This window comes from Thiocystis violascens DSM 198, from assembly GCF_000227745.2.
Classification (GTDB): Bacteria; Pseudomonadota; Gammaproteobacteria; order Chromatiales; family Chromatiaceae; genus Chromatium; species Chromatium violascens.
Window position 1 is genome coordinate 226,188 of record NC_018012.1, and the last position, 19,988, is coordinate 246,175.

General features: G+C 61.0%; 16 protein-coding genes and 1 tRNA gene. 10 read left to right on the forward strand and 7 right to left on the reverse strand.

Annotated elements, in window-relative coordinates; translation table 11 throughout:
* Positions 1 to 21: 21 nt before the first annotated feature.
* Both THIVI_RS01070 and epmB read right to left on the reverse strand, forming a co-directional pair.
* Positions 22 to 2,103 (reverse strand): EAL domain-containing protein, encoded by a 2,082-nt coding sequence (locus THIVI_RS01070; protein ID WP_014776798.1) that lies wholly within the window; start codon positions 2,101 to 2,103, stop codon positions 22 to 24.
* Between the two features lie 370 nt (positions 2,104 to 2,473).
* Positions 2,474 to 3,496, reverse strand: a complete 1,023-nt coding sequence (epmB, locus tag THIVI_RS01075; RefSeq protein ID WP_014776799.1) for an EF-P beta-lysylation protein EpmB — start codon at positions 3,494 to 3,496, stop codon at positions 2,474 to 2,476.
* A gap of 34 nt (positions 3,497 to 3,530) precedes the next feature.
* Between epmB and efp the strand changes: the two genes are divergently transcribed.
* From efp to THIVI_RS01095, 4 genes are all read left to right on the forward strand, one after another.
* A complete protein-coding gene (gene efp / locus THIVI_RS01080) occupies positions 3,531 to 4,103 on the forward strand; it encodes an elongation factor P (RefSeq protein ID WP_014776800.1) in 573 nt (190 codons plus the stop codon).
* Positions 4,100 to 5,101 carry an EF-P lysine aminoacylase EpmA gene (gene epmA / locus THIVI_RS01085; protein ID WP_014776801.1) on the forward strand — a complete coding sequence of 334 codons (1,002 nt, stop codon included), beginning with the start codon at positions 4,100 to 4,102 and terminating at the stop codon, positions 5,099 to 5,101. Before efp ends, epmA begins: the two co-directional genes overlap by 4 nt.
* 85 nt (positions 5,102 to 5,186) lie before the next feature.
* Positions 5,187 to 5,657: an aminoacyl-tRNA deacylase gene (locus THIVI_RS01090; protein ID WP_014776802.1), complete on the forward strand. Its 471-nt coding sequence runs from the start codon at positions 5,187 to 5,189 to the stop codon at positions 5,655 to 5,657.
* A 13-nt stretch (positions 5,658 to 5,670) separates the two neighbouring features.
* Positions 5,671 to 6,132, forward strand: coding sequence for a CDP-archaeol synthase (locus THIVI_RS01095; protein ID WP_041446761.1), 462 nt, complete (start codon positions 5,671 to 5,673; stop codon positions 6,130 to 6,132).
* Here the strand turns inward: THIVI_RS01095 and THIVI_RS01100 are convergent.
* Together THIVI_RS01100 and THIVI_RS24375 are read right to left on the reverse strand one after the other, a co-directional pair.
* Positions 6,100 to 7,074 (reverse strand): metallophosphoesterase, encoded by a 975-nt coding sequence (locus THIVI_RS01100; RefSeq protein WP_014776804.1) that lies wholly within the window; start codon positions 7,072 to 7,074, stop codon positions 6,100 to 6,102. The genes THIVI_RS01095 and THIVI_RS01100 overlap by 33 nt on opposite strands.
* Before the next feature lie 15 nt (positions 7,075 to 7,089).
* Positions 7,090 to 7,257 (reverse strand): hypothetical protein, encoded by a 168-nt coding sequence (locus tag THIVI_RS24375; RefSeq protein ID WP_014776805.1) that lies wholly within the window; start codon positions 7,255 to 7,257, stop codon positions 7,090 to 7,092.
* 269 nt (positions 7,258 to 7,526) lie between these two features.
* Here THIVI_RS24375 and malQ point away from each other — a divergent pair, with 269 nt between their 5' ends.
* Positions 7,527 to 9,038, forward strand: coding sequence for a 4-alpha-glucanotransferase (gene malQ / locus THIVI_RS01105; protein ID WP_014776806.1), 1,512 nt, complete (start codon positions 7,527 to 7,529; stop codon positions 9,036 to 9,038).
* Between the two features lie 7 nt (positions 9,039 to 9,045).
* Here malQ and THIVI_RS01110 read toward each other — a convergent pair whose 3' ends face one another.
* A complete protein-coding gene (locus tag THIVI_RS01110; RefSeq protein ID WP_014776807.1) occupies positions 9,046 to 9,855 on the reverse strand; it encodes a class I SAM-dependent methyltransferase in 810 nt (269 codons plus the stop codon).
* A 222-nt stretch (positions 9,856 to 10,077) separates the two neighbouring features.
* Between THIVI_RS01110 and THIVI_RS01115 the strand changes: the two genes are divergently transcribed.
* The 4 genes from THIVI_RS01115 (at position 10,078) to THIVI_RS01130 (ending at position 15,677) form a co-directional block, all read left to right on the forward strand.
* Positions 10,078 to 10,167: transfer RNA gene (locus tag THIVI_RS01115), tRNA-Ser, on the forward strand.
* Between the two features lie 677 nt (positions 10,168 to 10,844).
* Positions 10,845 to 12,767 (forward strand): PrkA family serine protein kinase, encoded by a 1,923-nt coding sequence (locus THIVI_RS01120; protein ID WP_014776808.1) that lies wholly within the window; start codon positions 10,845 to 10,847, stop codon positions 12,765 to 12,767.
* A gap of 43 nt (positions 12,768 to 12,810) precedes the next feature.
* Positions 12,811 to 14,079: a YeaH/YhbH family protein gene (locus THIVI_RS01125; protein WP_014776809.1), complete on the forward strand. Its 1,269-nt coding sequence runs from the start codon at positions 12,811 to 12,813 to the stop codon at positions 14,077 to 14,079.
* Positions 14,076 to 15,677, forward strand: coding sequence for a SpoVR family protein (locus THIVI_RS01130; RefSeq protein ID WP_014776810.1), 1,602 nt, complete (start codon positions 14,076 to 14,078; stop codon positions 15,675 to 15,677). Before THIVI_RS01125 ends, THIVI_RS01130 begins: the two co-directional genes overlap by 4 nt.
* On the opposite strand, the gene THIVI_RS23240 is transcribed toward THIVI_RS01130, so the two are convergent.
* Positions 15,583 to 16,692: an IS5 family transposase gene (locus tag THIVI_RS23240; RefSeq protein ID WP_041447215.1), complete on the reverse strand. Its 1,110-nt coding sequence runs from the start codon at positions 16,690 to 16,692 to the stop codon at positions 15,583 to 15,585. The genes THIVI_RS01130 and THIVI_RS23240 overlap by 95 nt on opposite strands.
* A gap of 168 nt (positions 16,693 to 16,860) precedes the next feature.
* Between THIVI_RS23240 and THIVI_RS01140 the strand changes: the two genes are divergently transcribed.
* Positions 16,861 to 18,579: a L,D-transpeptidase family protein gene (locus tag THIVI_RS01140; protein WP_014776812.1), complete on the forward strand. Its 1,719-nt coding sequence runs from the start codon at positions 16,861 to 16,863 to the stop codon at positions 18,577 to 18,579.
* Here THIVI_RS01140 and pyrC read toward each other — a convergent pair.
* Positions 18,576 to 19,652, reverse strand: a complete 1,077-nt coding sequence (gene pyrC / locus THIVI_RS01145; RefSeq protein ID WP_014776813.1) for a dihydroorotase — start codon at positions 19,650 to 19,652, stop codon at positions 18,576 to 18,578. The genes THIVI_RS01140 and pyrC overlap by 4 nt on opposite strands.
* Between the last annotated feature and the right edge of the window lie 336 nt (positions 19,653 to 19,988).

The following is a 19,988-nucleotide window of genomic DNA, read 5'->3' on the forward strand; positions in this document are numbered from 1 at the left end:
AGGCAGTGGCATGCCGGACGTTCAGGTTTGCACTTCGAGCGTGGGTGACGGGCGTTGCAGGAAATTTCCCTGCACATAGTCGACGCCAGCCGTCCAGAGGACGGTGAGTGCGCGGGCGTCCTCGACGCCCGTCACGATGCTCTTGACGTTGAATTCGCGCGCGAGCGTTGCAAGCGCGATGAGTTGCTGCTGCTTGGCCGGGTCGTCCGCCAGCTCTTGGGCGAAGCTGGACTGTAACAGTACATAGTCCAGCTTCAGCCCCTGGAGCAGCAACTCGGGGCGTTCGATCGAGCCGAATCGATTCACCGCGACACGGCATTTGATTTTTTTGAGCGTCTCAACCAGCTTGCCGATACTTGCCAGATTGCCGACGACTAATTCTTCCTGGAACTGAAATGTCAGCCAGTTGCCGCGGACATCGAATTCACGCAGGCAATCGCAGATCCACAAAATAATATTGGGATTGCGGAAGGTGTCCTCGGACAGGTTGACGAATAAACTGATGTTATGCCCGGCGCGTCGCTGTTCGCCGATGACCTGAATCGCGGCGCGGATCGCCCATTTGTCGATCTGTTCGATCAGGCCCGCGCGGATCGCGGGGTCGATGAAATCCTTGGCCTCGTAGAGCGTTTCGTGCTCGTCGAACAGGCGCACCAGAGCGCTGTAGTTTTCCTGATTGTCGCCCATGAGACTGATGATGGGTTGATAGACGAGCTTGAATTGATCGTTCTGCAATGCGTATTCGATTTTGCGCACGATGTCGGCTTCCCCTTCCTCTCCCTCCTGGTGGGCGCCCGCGGCCAGCGAACTGGGCGACTGTCCTGATGTCTGCCCCTGGGCGGCGAAGTCATGACCGATGCACAGCCGATAGGCGGCATCGAGGATGTCTTCCGCCGCCGCAGCGCGATCCCTGACGAGGTAATAACCGATCTCGCAGTCGGGTTCTTCGCCGTCCCTGGCGGCGGCCTGGCCCGTCAGGCGGGCGGTCGCGATCAGGCGTTCGGCAAACGCCTTGGCCTCGAACTCGCTCAGGCCGTCGACGATCAGACCGAAACCGTCATCGTTCACGCGGGCAAGAAAGCCGCGTCCGGCGACGCTCGACGTCAGGATTTCAGCGAACTCCTTCAGCTTTTCAAGGCCATGAATCAATCCTAAATCGCGGAGAAGCCGTGCGCTACTCTTGACGCGGAGATAGAAGATCGCGAATGGCCGTTCGACGATGCGCTCCGAATCGATATGCGCGTCGATCTCGGTCAGCAGGCTGGCGAGTCCCGTTTCGCTGGTCGCCGCCGGTTGAGTGGCGCCAGTGTTCGCCGTTCCGGCGGGGGCGTCGATTGCGTTCAGGATCAGTCGCAGACAGGGTTCGTGGTCGACTTCGGAGGGCGCGGCGAGTAGACGCGCCTTGAATTGGCTGACGTCGGCGCGCCGGCAGGCGACGGTGAGTTCCAATGGCTCGCCTAGGGAGGAGGCATCGCCGCCGCGCAGAAGATCGCGGATCTGCTTTTGCTGTTCGGGCATGAAGAGATCAAGAAAGGGCGTCGCCTGCAGTTCATCGAGATCAGCGTAGCCGAACAGGTCGAGGTAGGCCTGATTGGCATCGATATGCAGACCGTCCTGGACGAAGGCGACGCCCGCGCTGGTGACGTCGATCAACTCGCGGTCGCGCTGTTCGCAGAGCCGGAGACGTTCGTTCAGCGCGCGGGCTTCGCGTCGTTTCAGCAGATCGGTAAATTCGCGCGAGACCGCGAGCTTGAGGTGTTCGTTATCGTTGCGTCCGATCAGATCCCGCGCGCCTCCACGTCGCGCCTTGATCAGATCTCCGGCATGACGATCCGCCTCCCCGATCACGATGAACGGAACATCGGCATCCAGCTTGCGATACGCGGCGAAGACGTGATCGAGATCCACGTCCCGATCATAACCGCAGCAGAGAATCATGTCGCAGGAACGCTGCGTAATGACATCCTGAAGGCGATCCGCCTGCGGAATCGTGACACTTGTCGCCGCCAGACCGTCCTCGCGCAAGGTGCCGATCAACCGCTCGGCTTCGCTTGTCTCGGAGGTAACGATCAAGAGTGTGAGGGTTTGATTTTGCACAGACATCCCAAGCGTGCCGGCGTAGCCCGATAAATCGCTGATGCCTGATTATCGGCCTTTACGGGCGGTTAGGGGAAGGGAAAAAGGGGCAAGGGGCAAGGGGCAAGGGGCAAGGGGCAAGGGGCAAGGGGCAAGGGGCAAGGGGCAAGGGGCAAGGGGCAAGGGGCAAGGGGCAAGATTGTGTTTGTTTGCGTGGCGGCCGTACCAGTTTAATTTTTGACGATTTGCGGAAAAAAATTTTTCGACCCGGGCCTCGGCGCGTGAAGCCGTTCATGGTTCGAGAACCTCACCACGAACGGCTTCAAGGACACCACGAAGGGCGCAGGGGGCATCACGGCTCCATAGTTAATGCTCTTGCCACCTTGCCCCTTGCCCCTTAAATCGGCATCTTCGAGTCCGCCCCTGGCACTTCGCGTACCAGTCTCGGCACTAGATAGCCCGGTAGCTGTTGGCGCAGGGTTTGTATCAGCCGGCACGCGCGCTGGTCGCTGACCTGGAAATGGGCGGCTCCGGAGACTGGATCGAGCTGATGGAGGTAATAGGGCAGGGCGCCGCAGCGAAACAGCCGCTCGCTGAGTTGGCCGAGCGTCGTGCTGTCGTCATTGACCGCCCGCAGCAGGACGCTCTGATTGAGGACCGTGACGCCGGCGCGGCGCAGCAATCCTAGCGACTGTTCGGCATCCGCCCCTAATTCCTGGGGATGATTGGCATGGATCACAACCACGGCGTCCAGACGCGAATCGGCGAGGATCGCGCAAAATCGCTCGGTTACCCGATTGGGCAGCACGACAGGCAGCCGCGTATGGATGCGTAACCGACGCAGGTGCCCGATGCCATCGAGTTGGGCGACGAGCCTCTCAAGTTGATCGTCAGCCAGCATCAAGGGGTCTCCGCCGCTGAGGATGACCTCGGACAGCGAGGGATCCGCGGCGATCCGGGCGAGCGCGGAGGCGCTGCGAGCCGCCGCGGAGCCCAGGCCGGCATAGGGATAATGACGCCGAAAACAGTAACGACAATGGATCGCGCAGGCGCCGGTGGCGATCAGCAAGGCGCGCCCCGCGTATTTTTGCAGCAGGCCGTGACCGCGATCCGCGGCGGTGTCGTCGACCGGATCCATGACATAGCCAGGGATCCTCGCCTGTTCGAGCGCGAGCGGCAGAACCTGTCGGAGCAAGGGATCCTCGGGGTCGCCCGGTCGCATCAAGGCGGCGAATTCGCGGGTGACCAGGACTCTGAAGGAAGGCGGGGTGGCACGGTCGAGATCCGGGATGTCCGCCTCGCGCAGTCCGAGCGACTCAAGCAGGGCCGCGACATCGGTGAAGGACGCGGCGAGGGAATGCCGCCAGGATTCGCTCTGACAGGGTTTGGTCTGACAAGTCGCCAGGCTTCGCGTTACCATGGCGCGATTTGGCTTCACAGAAAACGAGGATGGCATGGCTTTTTACAGTACCAGTGAATTCAAGGGCGGGCTCAAGATCATGCTGGACGGGGATCCGTACAACATCGTCGAGAACGAGTTCGTCAAGCCCGGCAAGGGCCAGGCCTTCAATCGCGTGCGGGTGCGCAATCTGAAGACCGGGCGAACCGTGGAAAAGACCTTCAAGTCGGGCGATAGCGTCGAGGCGGCCGATGTCCATGATACCGAGATGCAGTATCTCTACAACGACGGCGAGGAATGGCACTTCATGGATCCGGGTAGCTTCGAGCAGATGACCGCCGATGCGAACGCGGTCGGCGAGGCCGCGAAGTGGATCAAGGATAACGATGTCTGCAAGGTGACCCTCTGGAACGGCGCTCCGCTGGCGGTCGATCCGCCCAATTTCGTGGTTCTGCGGATCGTCGAGACCGATCCGGGGCTCAAGGGCGATACCTCGGGTGGCGGCGGCAAGCCGGCCACGCTGGAAACCGGCGCCGTGGTGCGCGTGCCGCTGTTCGTCCAGTCGGGCGAATTGGTCAAGGTCGACACCCGCATCGGAGAATACGTCTCGCGCGTCAAGGACGCATGAACCACGATCCGGCCGGGCGACTTCCCAACGACTGGCGCTCAAGCGCGGCGCTCGCCATGCTCCAGGCTCGCGCGGATCTGCTCGCGCGCCTGCGCGGCTTTTTCGCGCTCGCGGGCGTCTTGGAGGTGGAGACGCCGATCCTCTCTCAGGCGGCGGTCACCGATCCGGCGCTGGCCAGTCTGGCCGTCGGCGCGGCCGGAGCGGGGGGCGGTTCAGGCCGAACGCTGTATCTTCAGACCTCGCCCGAATTCCCGATGAAACGACTGCTGGCCTCCGGTAGCGGTCCGATCTATCAGATCTGCAAAGTCTTCCGCGACGACGAACGCGGTCGCTTCCACCACCCCGAATTCAGCCTGCTGGAATGGTACCGTCCCGGTTGGGATCATCGTCGACTCATGGACGAGGTCGCCGAGCTGGTGCGCACGGCGCTCCAACGCCCGGCGATGCCGGTGGAGCGCATCGGCTATCGGGAGCTGTTCCTCAAGGGTCTGGAGTTGGATCCCTGGTTGGCGACCGTCGAGGATCTGCGCGGCGCGGCGCTGGCGGCGGGCATTGCCGACGCGGCGCGGCTCGATCTGGACGCGGACGCCTGGCTCGATCTGCTGCTGACCCATTGCCTGGAGTCCAGCCTGGGCCGGGGCGGCATGACCTTTCTGGTCGACTATCCGCCCAGTCAGGCGGCGCTGGCCCGCATCCGTCCCGGTTCGCTCCCGGTGGCCGAGCGTTTCGAGCTGTATATCGAGGGCGTCGAACTGGCCAACGGCTTTGGCGAACTCACGGACCCGGTCGAGCAGCGGGCGCGCTTCCAGGCCGATCTGGCGACACGGCGCCAGCGCGGACAGCGCGAACCTCCGCTCGACGAGCGTTTTCTCGCTGCGCTGACGGCGGGAATGCCGGAGTGCGCGGGCGTGGCGCTTGGCATCGATCGGTTGCTGATGATGGCAACCGGCGCCGGGCATATCGACGCCGTGCTTGCCTTTCCGGTGGAGCGGGCATGACTGGACCGTCCGCATCCGCCTTGCCCTGTCGAATCTTCAGCGGACGACTAAAATCAGTCTTGTAACAACCGTGGAGGACATCGTCATGCCCATGTCAAAAATGCTTGAGGCGTATCTGATGGAGCGGGAGATCGGCTATGCCGTGATGCGGCATCCGCACACGGCATCGAGTATGGACACGGCGGCCGTGGCGCATGTGCCAGGCGACCGACTGGCGAAGGGGGTAGTGGTGAAGGATGGCGACGAGTATCTGATGGTTGTCGTTCCATCCGATTATCACGTTCATCTCGGGCGGTTGCACCTGTACCTGGGGCATGCCGCGGAGCTTGCATCCGAGCAGGAACTGAAGGATCTGTTCCCGGATTGCGAGTCTGGCGCGGTGCCGCCAATCGGCGCGGCCTTTGGCCGGCGCACCCTGATCGACAGGCAGTTGCTGGAGCAGCCCGAGATCTTTTTCGAGTCTGGCGATCACGAGACCCTGATCCGGGTTGGCGGCGAGCAGCTGGACGTCCTCCTGGATGAGGCTGAACCGGTTGACGTTGGGGTGCATCTTTAATTGGCGCGCCAGGATGGCCGTGCTCGACGCGCTTTTGTTGGTGATCTGGGCGAACGCCGTCCCGGTGGCGGCACGTCTTGCGCTTGCCGATCGCTGGGCGGCGCCGGTCGATGGCGGCGCCGTTTTTTATGATGGGCGCCCCTGGCTCGGTGCCTCCAAGACCTGGCGGGGATGGTTCGCCTGTGTGCTGACGACGCCCTGGATCGCGGCGATCCTCGGATGGCCCTGGGCGCTTGGGCTGACGGTGGCCTTGGGTGCGATGCTGGGCGATGCGGTGGCCAGTTTCGTTAAACGGCGCTTCGACGTTCGTTCGGGTGCGTCAGTCCCGGTGTTGGATCAGGTTCCTGAGGCATTGATTCCCGCCCTGGCGTTGCAGTCTCCGATGAGTCTGACGCCGATCGATCTGGCATTCGTGGTGGGCGGTTTTTGGATGGTCGACCGATTACTGACCCCGGTTGCCCGTCGCTTGCGGTAATTCGCCTGTCTGCAACTCATGCAGGGTGATTTCGGGTGGGCAGTTGAGCCGGGCATTGACCACCGAGGTTCCGGCGCCGACCGAGGTATAACCGATGAGGTTGCCGTGGCGCCAGGAACCGGCGGCCAGTCGGCGCGGACAGCGGGCGTCCCAGGTCAACGGAAAGCCGCCCGGCAGGCAGATCTGGCCGCCGTGGGTATGGCCGCAGAGGAGGAGGTCGAAACCGCTGTGGGCCGCGTGCCGATAGATCTCGGGGGTGTGGGAGAGCAGGATCGAGACTGCGTCCTCGGGAATCTTCGCCGCGACCTTGTCGATGTTGTGGACCCGATAGTAGTGGGCGTCGTCGATGCCGGCCAGATAGAGAGCCTGACCGTCCCGCTCGATGAGAACGGTTTCGTTCAGGAGGACGCGAATGCCCATTGACTCCAGTCCGGGAACCAGTCTGAGCGTGTCGTGATTGCCCAGGATGGCGTAGATGGGCGCCTTCAGGTTGCGCCGCAGTGCCGCCATCGCCCTCAAAACCGCCTCGAAGGGACCGAAGGTTTTCGCCCGATAGTCCCCGGTCAGCACGCAGAGATCATAGTCCAGATCCCGGACGCTTGCGCCGATGGCGTCGGCGTTGCGGGGATCCATGTCCAGATGCAGATCGCTCAGATGCAGGATCCGGAAGCCCCGGAAGGCATCCGGCAGGCCGGACAGCACCACCCGGTTGTGCCGGAGCCGGATCGCGCGGGCATTGCGCTGGGCGCGTTCGTAGAGTCCGCTCAGGCGCAAACAGTGGCGAATGACGCCATGCACCGAATACCAGTTTTCCGGGTAGAAAAAGTGCGCCCCAGGGCGATTGAGGACGAAGACCTCGTGATCGCCTTCCAAGCCCAGTCGCTGTCGCAGATGGCTGCGTCCGATGCGGGCGGTTAAGGCTTCGATGTCGCGAGGCTCCATGGGTCGTCTTCGCCCCTAGGAGGGCTTGGCGTCGTCGCTTGCCGATGTCTCCCGATCTGCCGGTTGCCGCTCTTCGCGCGCTTGTTTCAGGCGGTCGAGGGCGGCGCGCTGCTGAACATAAAATCCCAGAATAATCGCAACGATCACGATCAGCTCGATCGCTTTGCCGGATCCGGCGTCCATGTGCGTACCTCGCGATGGTTGACCTGCGTGGAAATCATTTGGATCGGGCCGATCCGGGGGTGACTATTGCGAATCATGCGGCGGATAGCAAGACACGGCGCCGCGCGGCTCCGCTCGGACAAGCGCCAGAAACCAGCGACGAGGTCGCGTGTGCTCGTGGCGCCTGGCAGGCTGGCTTCAGCATTATTTCGTTTCCGGGAAGGCTTTTCGGTCGCGCTTTGGGTAGACTTCCGGGGTTTCGATCCGAGCCAGTCAGGAGATCTTCTTTCATGCACCGCACCAGCGGCATTTTGCTTCATCCGACCTCGCTGCCCGGTCCCTACGGGATTGGCGATCTCGGGCCGACCGCGCACCGTTTCATCGATTTTCTCGCAGGAGCGGGGCAAGGTCTTTGGCAGATGCTGCCATTGGGGCCGACCGGCTATCAGGATTCGCCCTATCAGTGCACCTCGGCCTACGCGGGGAATCCGCTCCTCATCAGTCCGGACCTGCTGCTGCAGGCGGGCTGGATCCAGGAGAGCGATCTCGATCCGCCTGAATTCACGCGGGATCAAGTGGACTTTGGCGCCGTTCATGTCTGGAAACATAACCTGATTCAGCGGGCGATGAATGGTTTCAAGGCGGACGCGACCGCGGCGGATCGTGACGATTTCGCCTATTTTTGCGAGACCCATCGGATCTGGCTCGAAGATTTTGCGCTCTATCATGCCTTGAAGGTCCACCACGAGCTTCGCCCCTGGACCGACTGGGCGCCCGAGTTCGCCCTGCGCGATCCCGGGGCGTTAGCCGATTGGTCCAAGGCCAACCCTGGCGAACTCGAACTCCAGCGCTTTATTCAGTACGTCTTCTTTCGCCAGTGGGGCGAACTACGGGCCTATGCCAGGGCGCGGGGTGTCCATCTGATCGGCGACATGCCGATCTTTGTCGCCCACGATTCGAGCGAGGTCTGGACCCATCCGGAATGGTTCGAACTGGATGATCACGGCCACCCGACGGTGATCGCGGGCGTTCCGCCGGATTATTTCAGCAGTACCGGGCAGCGCTGGGGCAATCCGCTCTACCGTTGGGAGACGCTGGCGGCCGACGGCTACAGTTTCTGGGTCGAGCGGTTGCGCCGGGTGCTCGAACTGGTCGATCTGGTGCGGATCGATCACTTTCGCGGCTTCGCGGCCTACTGGGAGATTCCCGCCGCGGAGGAAACCGCGATCAGCGGCCGTTGGGTGCCGGGTCCGGGAATGGCGCTGTTCGATGCGCTCCGCGAGGCGCTCGGCGACGACCTGCCGCTGATTGCCGAGGATCTTGGAGTCATCACCGAGGATGTCGAAGCACTGCGGGACGACTTGAAACTGCCCGGCATGGCGGTTCTGCAATTCGGTTTCGAGGATACCGAGGGCGGCTTCGGACGCTCCGCCTTTCTGCCGCACAATCATCGCCGGCGGCTGGCCGTCTACACCGGTACCCACGACAACAACAGCCTGCTTGGCTGGTGGGCGGACAAGGATGACGCGATTCGGCACAATGCCCGCGTCTATCTCAATAGCAACGGCGAGGAACTGAATTGGGACTTCATCCGCGCCGCGCTCTCTTCCGTGGCGGCGCTGGCCCTGTTCCCCATGCAGGATGTCCTCGGACTTGGCGCCGAGGCGTGCATGAATCGTCCCGGCACGGCCAACGGGAACTGGACGTGGCGGTATCGCGAGGAGATGGTCAGCGAGGCCAACGCCGCGCGTCTGCGCGAACTGACCCGACTCTATGGGCGGCTACCCTATTCGGCGACCTGAGGGCTCGCTATTTCTCCGCTGTCAGATAGGCAATCCATCCGGCATCCGGCTCGCCGGCCTCGACGGGCACGAAGACTCCGTCCGGATTGCCGTCGGCATCCCAGCCCTGCCAATGGACGAGGATCCGGGAAAATCCGGCCTCGTCGAGCAGTTCGCGGACCTCGGGCAGGGTCCAGAGGCGCCAGTCGTAGCTGAACGCACGTTCCAGTCCGGAGCCGTCGTCGAAGCGGAAATGGATATGACACACGAGCCGTCCGGTCACCGGTTCATAAGCCGCCTGCTCCCAGACATAGGTAAAGTCGCCGCCCACCGGGTCATGGATTCGGCGCTCCTCGACCAGAAGACGATAGGAATCGTAGCCGCCATAGGCGTCCAGAAAGAACACGCCGCTGTCCTTCAGTGTCGCCCGGACCCGCCGAAAATACTGGAGCAGAGCGGCGCGCTCGCGTAATAGCCAATAGCTGAAGTTCATCGCCAGCACGATATCCGGCTGGCGTGTCTGCGCCGCGAGGACATTTTGCTGGAGCAAGGCGACCCGGGAACGCTGGTGTTCCGGCAATGTTTGGAGATTATGGCGCAGGCCCCAGTCGAGCACCTCGGGATCCAGATCCACGCCGAAGGCATGATTGGTCTTGCGACGGCGCACCCATTCGCAACAGATGGCGGCCGTACCGCAAAAGTCCTCCCTCAGAATCCGAGCGCCACGGCAGCGGATCATCCGATAGGTCCGGTCCACGAAGTCCACCTCCGCGGACGGATTCTGGACCGCAAGCTCATAGAGGCGATGGCGATCGGGTCGACTTGCGGCAACCGGCATGATTCACGACTCGAGCCGGATCGGAAGTGTGCTACGTCCCGTTCTGTCCGATCACTGGCGATCCGCCGCTGACCGTTCATTGGACGAAGCTTCATTTGAAAGCGTCCGGCTGTTGATGTATCTTAGTCGGCTTACAGACGACAGGGAAGATCGAGCGGACAGCCCCATGTTGCATCGGCCGCAACGGTATCCGTTCAGCACAAACGTCTGTGATCACACCCCGGAGAGGTGTCCGAGAGGCTTAAGGAGCACGCCTGGAAAGTGTGTATAGGTTAATCCCTATCGAGGGTTCGAATCCCTCCCTCTCCGCCAATCCCATAAAAAAACAATATTTAGTTCAACCGCTTATGTCGCATTTTTTTAAGCGGCCCCCAATTGCCTCCCTCCGCTTCGACATTGGCTCAGGCGACATTCGCCATTAAGACTCCTACATTCTGTCTTTGTCGCAATCTGACGCTTTGGCTGCTCTCGATAACTCTCAGTAACCCGGCTTAGACTTTGAGTTGGATAGACTCTGAGACTCGGCTGGACTCGCTGTGGGAGTGGCCGGATCGGAATGCGCTCATGATGAGCGGACACTGAACCTGTTGCATCGCGCGCGTTCTATAGTCGCTGTGAAGACGCCCTGATTCAGGGCGGGCCGGTCGAAAGACCAACCTACCTTCTGGTGCTTGACGCACTTGTTTCGTGCGGATTAGGTTTGGTCATCCGGCATCGCTTCTACTGGTTCCAGTCCCCTTACTTTGCCAGTTGTGGCGCGGGGGTTGAACCGCTTCGGGTATCCGATGCGTTATTGATGCGTCGGCCGAACTGCGCCCGAAGCCTCGGGTATCGTCGCTGACTCGGTTTGACTGGCAATGGCGCAATTTTTGCGTTGAGTTTAGACCAAGCCTTGTCTTTCACCCTCATCGCCCCGAGCATTTATTGCAATTGGCGCTTTCGACATCGGGCCGGGTGGGCACCATCAGTTTCCGAGTGAGGTTACGTCTATGTCGATCTTCGAACGCTACCAGGCACGTTATGAAGCCTCCCGCGAGGAGGTGCTGAGCCTGGACGAGTATCTGCAACTTTGCAAGTCGGACCCGAGCGCCTATGCGGGCGCCGCGGAGCGTCTGCTGATGGCGATCGGCGAGACGGAGATGGTCAACACCCGCGACGATCCGCGCTTGAGCCGGGTCTTTCAGAACAAGATGCTGCGGCGCTATCCGGCCTTCTCCGAGTTCTACGGGATGGAGGAGCCGATCGAGCATCTGGTGTCCTATCTGAAGCACGCCTCCCAGGGTCTGGAGGAGAAAAAACAGATCCTCTATCTGCTCGGGCCGGTGGGCGGCGGGAAGTCGTCCCTGGCCGAGAAGCTCAAGGAACTGATGCAGGAGCGGCCCTTCTACGCCATTCATGGCTCGCCGGTGTTCGAGTCGCCGCTCGGTCTTTTTTCGCCGGAGGAGGACGGCCCCATCCTGGAAGAGGATTATGGGATTCCGTCGCGCTATCTGCGCACCATCATGTCGCCCTGGGCGGTGAAGCGGTTGCAGGAATACCGCGGCGATATCACTCGGTTCAAGGTGGTGAAGCTGTATCCCTCGATGCTGGAACAGGTCGCGATCGCCAAGACCGAGCCGGGGGACGAGAACAATCAGGATATTTCCTCGCTGGTGGGCAAGGTCGATATCCGTCAGTTGGAGCGGTTCGCGCAGAACGACGCGGATGCCTATAGCTATTCCGGTGCCCTGTGCCGCGCCAATCAGGGCATCATGGAATTCGTCGAGATGTTCAAGGCGCCGATCAAGGTGCTGCATCCGCTGCTGACCGCGACCCAGGAAGGTAACTATAACGGCACCGAGGGTCTTTCGGCGTTGCCCTTCCAGGGGATCATTCTGGCCCACTCCAACGAGTCGGAATGGCAGACCTTCCGCAACAACAAGAATAACGAAGCCTTTCTGGATCGGGTCTTTATCGTCAAGGTGCCCTACTGTCTGCGGGTCAACGAGGAGGTCAAGATCTACGACAAACTCCTGCGCGGCAGTTCGCTCGCCGAATCGCCCTGCGCGCCCGGCACCCTGGAGATGATGGCCCAGTTCTCGACCCTGACACGCATCAAGGAGCCGGAGAACTCCAGCATCTTTTCCAAGATGCGCGTCTACAACGGCGAGAATCTGAAGGACACCGATCCCAAGGCTAAGTCGGTGCAGGAATACCGCGACTATGCTGGGGTCGACGAGGGCATGTCCGGAATTTCGACCCGCTTCGCTTTCAAGATCCTGTCTCAGGTCTTCAATTTCGATCACACCGAGGTGGCGGCCAATCCGGTCCATCTGCTCTATGTCCTGGAGCGCCAGATCGCCCGCGAGCAATTGCCGCCGGAGACCCAGGAACGCTATCTGAGTTATCTCAAGCAATATCTCGCGCCACGCTATGCCGAGTTCATCGGCAAGGAATTGCAGACGGCTTATCTGGAGTCTTATGCGGAGTACGGACAGAACATCTTCGATCGCTATGTCGTCTATGCGGATTACTGGATTCAGGATCAGGAATACCGCGATCCGGATACCGGCGAGATGATGAATCGCGTGGCGCTGAACGAGGAGCTGGAGAAGATCGAAAAGCCGGCGGGCATCTCCAATCCCAAGGACTTCCGCAACGAGATCGTGAACTTCGTGCTGCGGGCACGGGCCAAGAATGGCGGCGCGAATCCGAAGTGGACCAGTTACGAGAAGCTGCGCGTGGTGATCGAGAAGAAGATGTTTTCCAATACCGAGGATCTGTTGCCGGTTATCTCGTTCAATGCCAAGTCATCGGTGGACGAACAAAAGAAGCACGATCAGTTTGTTGATCGCATGACCGATAAGGGCTATACGCCGAAACAGGTGCGACTGCTGTCGGAGTGGTATCTGCGGGTCAGGAAGTCGAGTTGATTTCCGAGTTTGAACGATAAGCGGCAGTTCCAAGCGAGCACCTATGTCAAACTTCATCGACCGGCGTCTGAATGGCAGGAACAAGAGCGCGGTCAATCGCCAGCGTTTTCTCAAACGCTATAAGACCCAGCTCAAGCGTTCCGTGGCGGATGCGGTCAACCGGCGCAGCATTACCGACATCGATTCCGGCGAGAAGGTCGGGATTCCGTCGCGGGATATTTCGGAGCCGGTCTTCCACCATGGAAAGGGCGGGGTCCGTGACATGGTGCACCCCGGCAACAAGGATTTTCAGAAGGGTGATCGCCTGCGTCGTCCGGAGAGCGGCGGCGAGGGTTCGGGACAGGGGAAGGCCAGCAAAGATGGACAGGGAGACGACGATTTCGTCTTCGAGCTGTCGCGCGAGGAGTTCATGGATCTGCTGTTCGAGGATCTTGAATTGCCGCATCTGGTGCGTAATCAACTGATTGGCACGACCGAATTCAAGTCGATCCGTGCTGGCTATGCGACCGTCGGCCCACCCTCGAATATCGATGTGGTTCGTTCGCTGAAAGGTGCCATCGCGCGCCGGACCGCCATCGGGGCGCCCCTGCGTGCGCGCATTCGCGAACTGGAGTCCGAGATCGAGACCCTGCTGGCCACCGGAATCGCCGAGGATGACCCGCAACTGTGCGCCTTGCGCGAGGAGATCGACCGGCTCAAGACCCGTATTGCCGCGCTGCCCTTTATCGATACCTTCGATCTGCGCTACCAGAGTTTCGTGAAACAGCCGGAGCCGACCAGCAAGGCGGTGATGGTCTGTATCATGGATGTTTCAGGTTCCATGGATCAGGCGCGCAAAAACCTGGCAAAGCGGTTTTTCATCCTGTTGTATCTGTTTCTGAAGCGCAATTACGACAAGATCGAGGTGGTCTTCATCCGTCATCACACCATCGCCCAGGAGGTGGATGAGCAGGAGTTTTTCTATTCCCGCGAGACCGGCGGCACGGTGGTGTCCAGCGCCTTGAATCTGGCGGATGAGATTCTGCGCGCGCGTTACGATCCGAGCGTTTGGAACATCTATGCCGCCCAAGCGTCGGATGGCGATAACTGGGATTCGGATTCGGGCGTCTGCCGGGATCTTCTGATCGATCGACTCATGCCATTGATGCGCTATTACGCCTATGTCGAGATCACGCCGCGCCAGCATCAAAGTCTCTGGTATGCCTATCAGGAAGTCATGGCCGCTTACCCTCATTTCGCCATGCAGGAAATCGACGGCGCGGATGACATCTTTCCCGTGTTCCGGGAACTCTTCAAGAGGCAGGAGGCATGAGCCAGAACATCATTTCCGAATCCGTGGAGTGGTCTTTCCCTCTGTTGGAGCGTTTCGACCGGGAAATCGGGAATCTCGCCCACAATGTCTATGGGCTGGAGACCTATCGCAATCAGATCGAGGTGATCAGCTCCGAGCAGATGATCGACGCCTATTCCTCCGTGGGTCTGCCGATCAATTATCCGCACTGGTCCTTCGGCAAGCAATTCGTCGCGACCGAGCAGACCTATCGGCGCGGTCAGATGGGTCTGGCCTATGAGATCGTGATCAATTCCGACCCCTGTATCGCCTATCTGATGGAAGAGAATACGCTACCGATGCAGGCGCTGGTCATTGCCCATGCCTGCTATGGTCATAACAGCTTCTTCAAGGGGAATTATCTCTTTCGTACCTGGACCAGCGCCGACGCCATCATCGATTATCTGGTCTTTGCCCGCCGGTACATTGCTCAATGCGAGGAGCGTTACGGTCAGGAGGAGGTCGAGCTTCTGCTCGATTCCTGCCATGCGCTGATGAATCATGGCGTCGACCGCTACAAACGCCCGGCCCCGCTCAGCATGGCGGAGGAACAGCGCCGTCAGCGCGAGCGCGAGACCTATCTTCAGTCGCAGATCAACGATCTCTGGCGGACCATTCCCACGGCGGGCGGTGTCGAGGGTGCCCGGCAGGAATCGCGCTGGCCCGAGGAACCGCAGGAAAATCTGCTGTATTTCATCGAGAAAAACGCGCCGCTGCTCGAACCCTGGCAGCGCGAAATCGTGCGGATCGTGCGCAAGATCGGACAGTATTTTTATCCGCAGCGCCAGACCCAGGTGATGAACGAAGGTTGGGCCTGCTTCTGGCACTACACCCTCATGAACCATCTCTATGACGATGGCTTTGTCACCGACGGTTTCATGATGGAGTTTCTGCAATCCCATACCGGGGTCGTGTTTCAACCGTCATTCGATGTGCCGTATTACAACGGCATCAATCCCTATGCGCTGGGGTTTGCGATGATGCGCGACATCCGCCGCATCTGCGAACGGCCGACCGCCGAGGATCGCGAATGGTTTCCGGACATCGCTGGCGGCGATTGGCGAAAGGTGCTGGATTTCGCCATGCGCAATTTCAAGGACGAAAGTTTCATCGCCCAGTATCTGTCGCCGACCCTGATGCGGGATTTTCATTTTTTCGCGATTCGTGACGACGATCGCGAAGAGCACTTGGAAGTGACGGAAATCCATGAGGAACAGGGCTATCGGGCACTGCGTCTGCGGCTCGCGGAGCAATATAATCTCGGCAGCCGCGAGCCGAATATTCAGGTCTTCAAGGTGGATCGGCAGGGAGATCGCTCGCTGACCCTGCGTCATTTTTCGCATCGTCGTCGTCCCCTGGGCGACTCGATCGATGAGATGTTGCGCCATATTCGACGCCTTTGGGGTTTCACCGTGCGTCTGGAGACGGTTCACGAGGATGGTCGGGCGCAATTGATTGGCGAAGCCTTAGAGGGTGTAGACAAAATCAAACCGTTGTGGTCAACCGCCGCAGCAGGATGCGCGCCTCCGCCAGCCAAACCCAGGTTTCGGAGACCGCTGGCAGACGGTCATGATGCATGATCAATCGACGGGCACGCTCATTCCACGCATGGGTGCGCTCGACAACCCAGCGCTTCGGCAGCGGAACGAAGCCGTCGGCGTTGGCGATCACCACTCGGTCAGGCGCCCCGTCCACGTGCCAGGAGCCAACGCTTTTGTTGGCTGGATGGCGCACGACTTCCACGCGGATCGCGTGGGTCTGCTCGGTGGTTTGGGCAAATTGACCGGCGTAGGCGCTATCGACAAACAGCGTGTTGATCTGGGGGTACTTGGCGGCCGCGTCAGCGACGGCGCCCGAGGCGGCATCGCGGTCCTGAAGATTGGCCGCGACCACGCTCACCGCCAACACGAACCCCAAGGTATCGACCACCAGGCTGCGCTTGCGCCCCTTGACCTGCTTGCCCGCATCAAAGCCGCTCGGTCCACCCTGCGGCGAGCCGCGGGTCGATTGCGCATCCAGCACCGCCGCCGTCGGCGCGATCTCACGCCCCTCGCGTTCGCGCCATTGCCCCCGCAGTCGATCATGCATCTGCTCAAACTTCCCAGCCGCACTCCAACGGCGAAACGTCTTGTAGACATTCTGCCAAGGCGCGAAATCGTGCGGCAGCATCCGCCACGCGCACCCCGTGCGCACCACGTAGCAACACGCCTCCAGGATGCTCCGGCGCGACACGCGGGGCGGTTGACCCCGCCCGCCCGGCATCTCAAAGAGAGCGGCGACCAAGTCCCACTCCGCATCGGTCAGACAACTTGGGTAGCTTTGGTCGGGGTCGTGGCGACGATGCGCATCCGTATACCCATACCGACGCGGCGTTGCGCGCGCTTGCGCCTCGAGACCACTCTCGCCCCGGAGGCGCGTGACGCCCGCCTCCCGCAAGGACTTGCGAATCGTTGCTTCATGAGCCTCGATTCCCGTCCGTGCCGCGAGTTCCCGGGCAATCTCTGACAGCGTGGAGGTCGGGCGATCCGTGACAATTTGACGCAATACCGCTTGCTCCGCCTCGTGAATCTTGGGGGGACGACCAGCTTTCGACATCAGCGCACACCAGCTCAGTTGTAGACTGGTATACAAATAGCAGCTCAATTATTTTTGTCTACACCCTCTGAGCGAGCGCTTTCGGTCTCTGTCTCATTTTGAAGACACAAGCGGATTTTCCAGAAACGGTATAGTGGCCATCTTTGCGATGGTCCTTGAGGACGGGCGATGAAGTTCCCTGTTTATTCGAATATTTTTGTGCTCCTGTTCGCCTTTCTGCCCGCGCTGGCGCATTCCTCCTCGCTGTTGGGCCGCACCCTGGAGTCGTTGCGCGAGTCCGAGACCGCCGCCGTCGATGGAGTTCACCTGCTCTCTGGACGTCTGCTCGCCGAGTTTTACGCGCTGCGGGAGCATCGACTCGTCTGGACCGAGCCCGCACGGATCGACGCCCTTCTGCTCCTGGTCGAGGAGAGTCGCCTGGAGGGCTTCGCACCCCAGGATTTTCATGTGGAGACCTTGCGCGAGCTGAGTCTTCCGCATGCCTTCGACGCACTCTCCGAGGCGGAGCGCATCGGCGCGGACATCAAGCTCAGCGACGCGCTGCTACGTTATGTTCATCACACCCGTTTCGGCAAGCTCGATCCCGTCGCGGTCGATCCGAAACGCAATGATCGCAAGCCAGTTCCCGCCGAACAGCTACTCGCCGACATGATGGGGGCGGTGGAGGCCGACGATCCAGACGCCTTTCTGTCTTCCCGGCTCCGGCATCCCTTCTGGTACGAGGATCTCAAGCGCGGGCTTGCAAGGTATTTGGGCAAGGCGAATCTGGAGGGGCTCGCGCCACTGCCGGTCGGAGCCATTTTGAGACAGGGCAACCGCGATCCTCGGGTGGTCTTGGTGCGGGAACGACTCGGGTTGATCGGCGATCAGGAGATCCCGGTGCCGGCGGCGGACGCAACGCGATTCGATGAGTCGCTCCACGCCGCAGTGGTCGCTTTTCAGCGGCGATTCGGCTTGTCCGCGGATGGCGCGGTGGGTCCGTCGACGATCGCCGCCCTGAACCAGCCGTTCGATGCTGGGAAGATCGAGCGCATTCGCATCAATCTGGAGCGCATGCGCTGGCTCTACAATGACTTGGGCGCCGATTACGTGTTCGTCGATGTGGCCGACTACAAGGCGCATGTGGTGCGCGACGGCGGGATCGTCTGGAGTACGCGCGTGATCGTCGGCGAAAAGGACGCCCAGACGCCAATGTTCCGGGACACCATGGATCATCTTGTCTTCAATCCGACCTGGACGGTGCCGATCTCGATTCAGAAAAAGATGGGGCTGGTCTCTTCAAGCTACACGCTGGTCGATCGTCAGACGGGCCGCAAGTCCAGCGGCGGCGACGCGAGCAACTACAAGCGTTACCAAGTCGTCCAGCAACCGGGACCGCGCAATGCCCTGGGGCGTGTCAAATTCATGTTTCCGAACCGACATTCGGTCTATCTGCACGACACGCCCAACAAGGGCCTTTTCGCGCGCGATCGTCGCGCGCTCAGTCATGGTTGCGTGAGGGTCCAGGATCCGGTCAGGCTTGCTGAAATCCTGCTTCAGGAGTCGGATTGGAGCCGCGGCAGGATCGACCAGGTGCTTGGCGGCAGCCGTACTCGGTACGTCAACCTTGAGAAAACCTTGCCGGTGTTGCTCTATTATCTGACCGCCCGCGCCGACGAGCATGGCGCGGTCCGCTTTCGGCCGGATATTTACGGACGCGATCAAAGCCTGCTGGAGATGTTTGCTGGTCCGGTGCTCCGTACTCGAATCGCCTTCCCGGAACCCCCAGCTCTGCCGGATTCCGAGTCCGCGCCAGCCTTGCCGCCAGCACCGACCGATCCCGAACTTGACGCTCCGCCAGCATCGAATGCCGTGCGGTTGACTCAGACTGAGAGTCCGGCGCCTTAAACCGCGTCAACTTTGGCGATGGACGCGGCTTCATCGACCAACCGCCAGTTCAGATGTTCCCCGGCTGCCAGCGGGACGACTCGGCTTACGCCGAAGGGATACTGCTCAGGTACCTGCCAAGGTTCGCGGCGCAGCCGAATGGTCCCCGGATTGCGGGCGAGTCCATAAAAATCCGCCCCATGATGGCTGGCGAACCCTTCCAGTCGATCCAGCGCGCCCGCCTGCTCGAATGCCTCGGCGTACAGTTCGAGCGCGGCATGGGCGCTGTAAACGCCCGCGCAGCCGCAGGCGTTTTCCTTATCCCCGAGAGCGTGGGGAGCGCTGTCGGTCCCCAGGAAGAAACGTGGATGTCCGCTGACGGCCGCCTCCAGCAGAGCGAGACGATGGCGCTCGCGCTTGAGCACCGGCAGGCAATAGAAATGCGGGCGGATGCCGCCCGCCAGGATGGCGTTGCGGTTGTATAGCAGATGGTGTGGCGTGATGGTTGCCGCCAGCGTGTCCGGCCCCGCGCGGACGAACTCCACCGCGTCCGCCGTCGTGACATGCTCGAACACCACCTTGAGCGCGGGGAAATTCGTCACGATCCAGTCGAGACGTTTCGCGATGAAGCGTTGTTCGCGGTCGAAGATATCCACCTCGGGGTCCGTCACCTCGCCATGCACCAGCAGCGGCAGACCTTCGATCTGCATCGCCTCCAGGATCGGAGAGAGACGCACCAGGTCGGTCACGCCGCTCTCCGAGTTGGTGGTCGCCCCCGCCGGATACAGCTTGCAGGCCGCCACCGCGCCGCTCGCCTTGGCGGTGGCGATCTCCTCGGGCGCCGTTTGGTCGGTGAGATAGAGCGTCATCAGCGGCTGGAAAGCGCTATCCGCGCGCAGCGCGGCCAGAATCCGCGCGCGATAGTCGAGCGCCTGAGCCGTGTCGACCACCGGCGGCTTGAGGTTGGGCATGACGATGGCCCGCGCGAACTGGCGGGCGGTGTGCCGGACGACATCCGCCATCGCCGCGCCATCGCGAAGATGCAGATGCCAGTCGTCGGGATGGGCGATGACGATTTCGTCGGGTTGGTTCATTTCGATCTGCGGGTTGTTGGTCCTTTCGTGTTGTTATTTTGACAGAAATGCAGCGACTCTACCCATCCTCGAGCTTCGTGCCCTTCCTTCCGACGCGCTGACATCGCATGATTTTACTCAAACCCCAATGGTTGGCGCGGGCATTTTTGGTGCGTGTCGGGTATCCTGACGCTTCATCACGATGCGCGATCACGACTCAAGAACCGCGCCAGTCCTTAACGGATACCGTCATCAATGGGCCTTTTGCTCTTTGGCGCCAGTTTTGCTTCAATCCAGGGTCTAACTCCTGGTGTCAGATTTAAGCGAGCCCACATGGCCCGTGTCGACTCGACAGCC

What these genes read in the sequence shown, in the direction of transcription:
- epmA (WP_014776801.1), top strand. Translation starts at nt 4,100, where the DNA reads ATGAACCACGATCCGGCCGGGCGACTTCCCAACGACTGGCGCTCAAGC.
- THIVI_RS01110 (WP_014776807.1), bottom strand. Translation starts at nt 9,855, where the DNA reads ATGCCGGTTGCCGCAAGTCGACCCGATCGCCATCGCCTCTATGAGCTT.
- malQ (WP_014776806.1), top strand. Translation starts at nt 7,527, where the DNA reads ATGCACCGCACCAGCGGCATTTTGCTTCATCCGACCTCGCTGCCCGGT.
- efp (WP_014776800.1), top strand. Translation starts at nt 3,531, where the DNA reads ATGGCTTTTTACAGTACCAGTGAATTCAAGGGCGGGCTCAAGATCATG.
- THIVI_RS01100 (WP_014776804.1), bottom strand. Translation starts at nt 7,074, where the DNA reads ATGGAGCCTCGCGACATCGAAGCCTTAACCGCCCGCATCGGACGCAGC.
- THIVI_RS01095 (WP_041446761.1), top strand. Translation starts at nt 5,671, where the DNA reads ATGGCCGTGCTCGACGCGCTTTTGTTGGTGATCTGGGCGAACGCCGTC.
- THIVI_RS23240 (WP_041447215.1), bottom strand. Translation starts at nt 16,692, where the DNA reads ATGTCGAAAGCTGGTCGTCCCCCCAAGATTCACGAGGCGGAGCAAGCG.
- THIVI_RS01130 (WP_014776810.1), top strand. Translation starts at nt 14,076, where the DNA reads ATGAGCCAGAACATCATTTCCGAATCCGTGGAGTGGTCTTTCCCTCTG.
- THIVI_RS24375 (WP_014776805.1), bottom strand. Translation starts at nt 7,257, where the DNA reads ATGGACGCCGGATCCGGCAAAGCGATCGAGCTGATCGTGATCGTTGCG.
- THIVI_RS01125 (WP_014776809.1), top strand. Translation starts at nt 12,811, where the DNA reads ATGTCAAACTTCATCGACCGGCGTCTGAATGGCAGGAACAAGAGCGCG.
- pyrC (WP_014776813.1), bottom strand. Translation starts at nt 19,652, where the DNA reads ATGAACCAACCCGACGAAATCGTCATCGCCCATCCCGACGACTGGCAT.
- THIVI_RS01140 (WP_014776812.1), top strand. Translation starts at nt 16,861, where the DNA reads ATGAAGTTCCCTGTTTATTCGAATATTTTTGTGCTCCTGTTCGCCTTT.
- THIVI_RS01120 (WP_014776808.1), top strand. Translation starts at nt 10,845, where the DNA reads ATGTCGATCTTCGAACGCTACCAGGCACGTTATGAAGCCTCCCGCGAG.
- THIVI_RS01070 (WP_014776798.1), bottom strand. Translation starts at nt 2,103, where the DNA reads ATGTCTGTGCAAAATCAAACCCTCACACTCTTGATCGTTACCTCCGAG.
- THIVI_RS01090 (WP_014776802.1), top strand. Translation starts at nt 5,187, where the DNA reads ATGCCCATGTCAAAAATGCTTGAGGCGTATCTGATGGAGCGGGAGATC.
- epmB (WP_014776799.1), bottom strand. Translation starts at nt 3,496, where the DNA reads ATGGTAACGCGAAGCCTGGCGACTTGTCAGACCAAACCCTGTCAGAGC.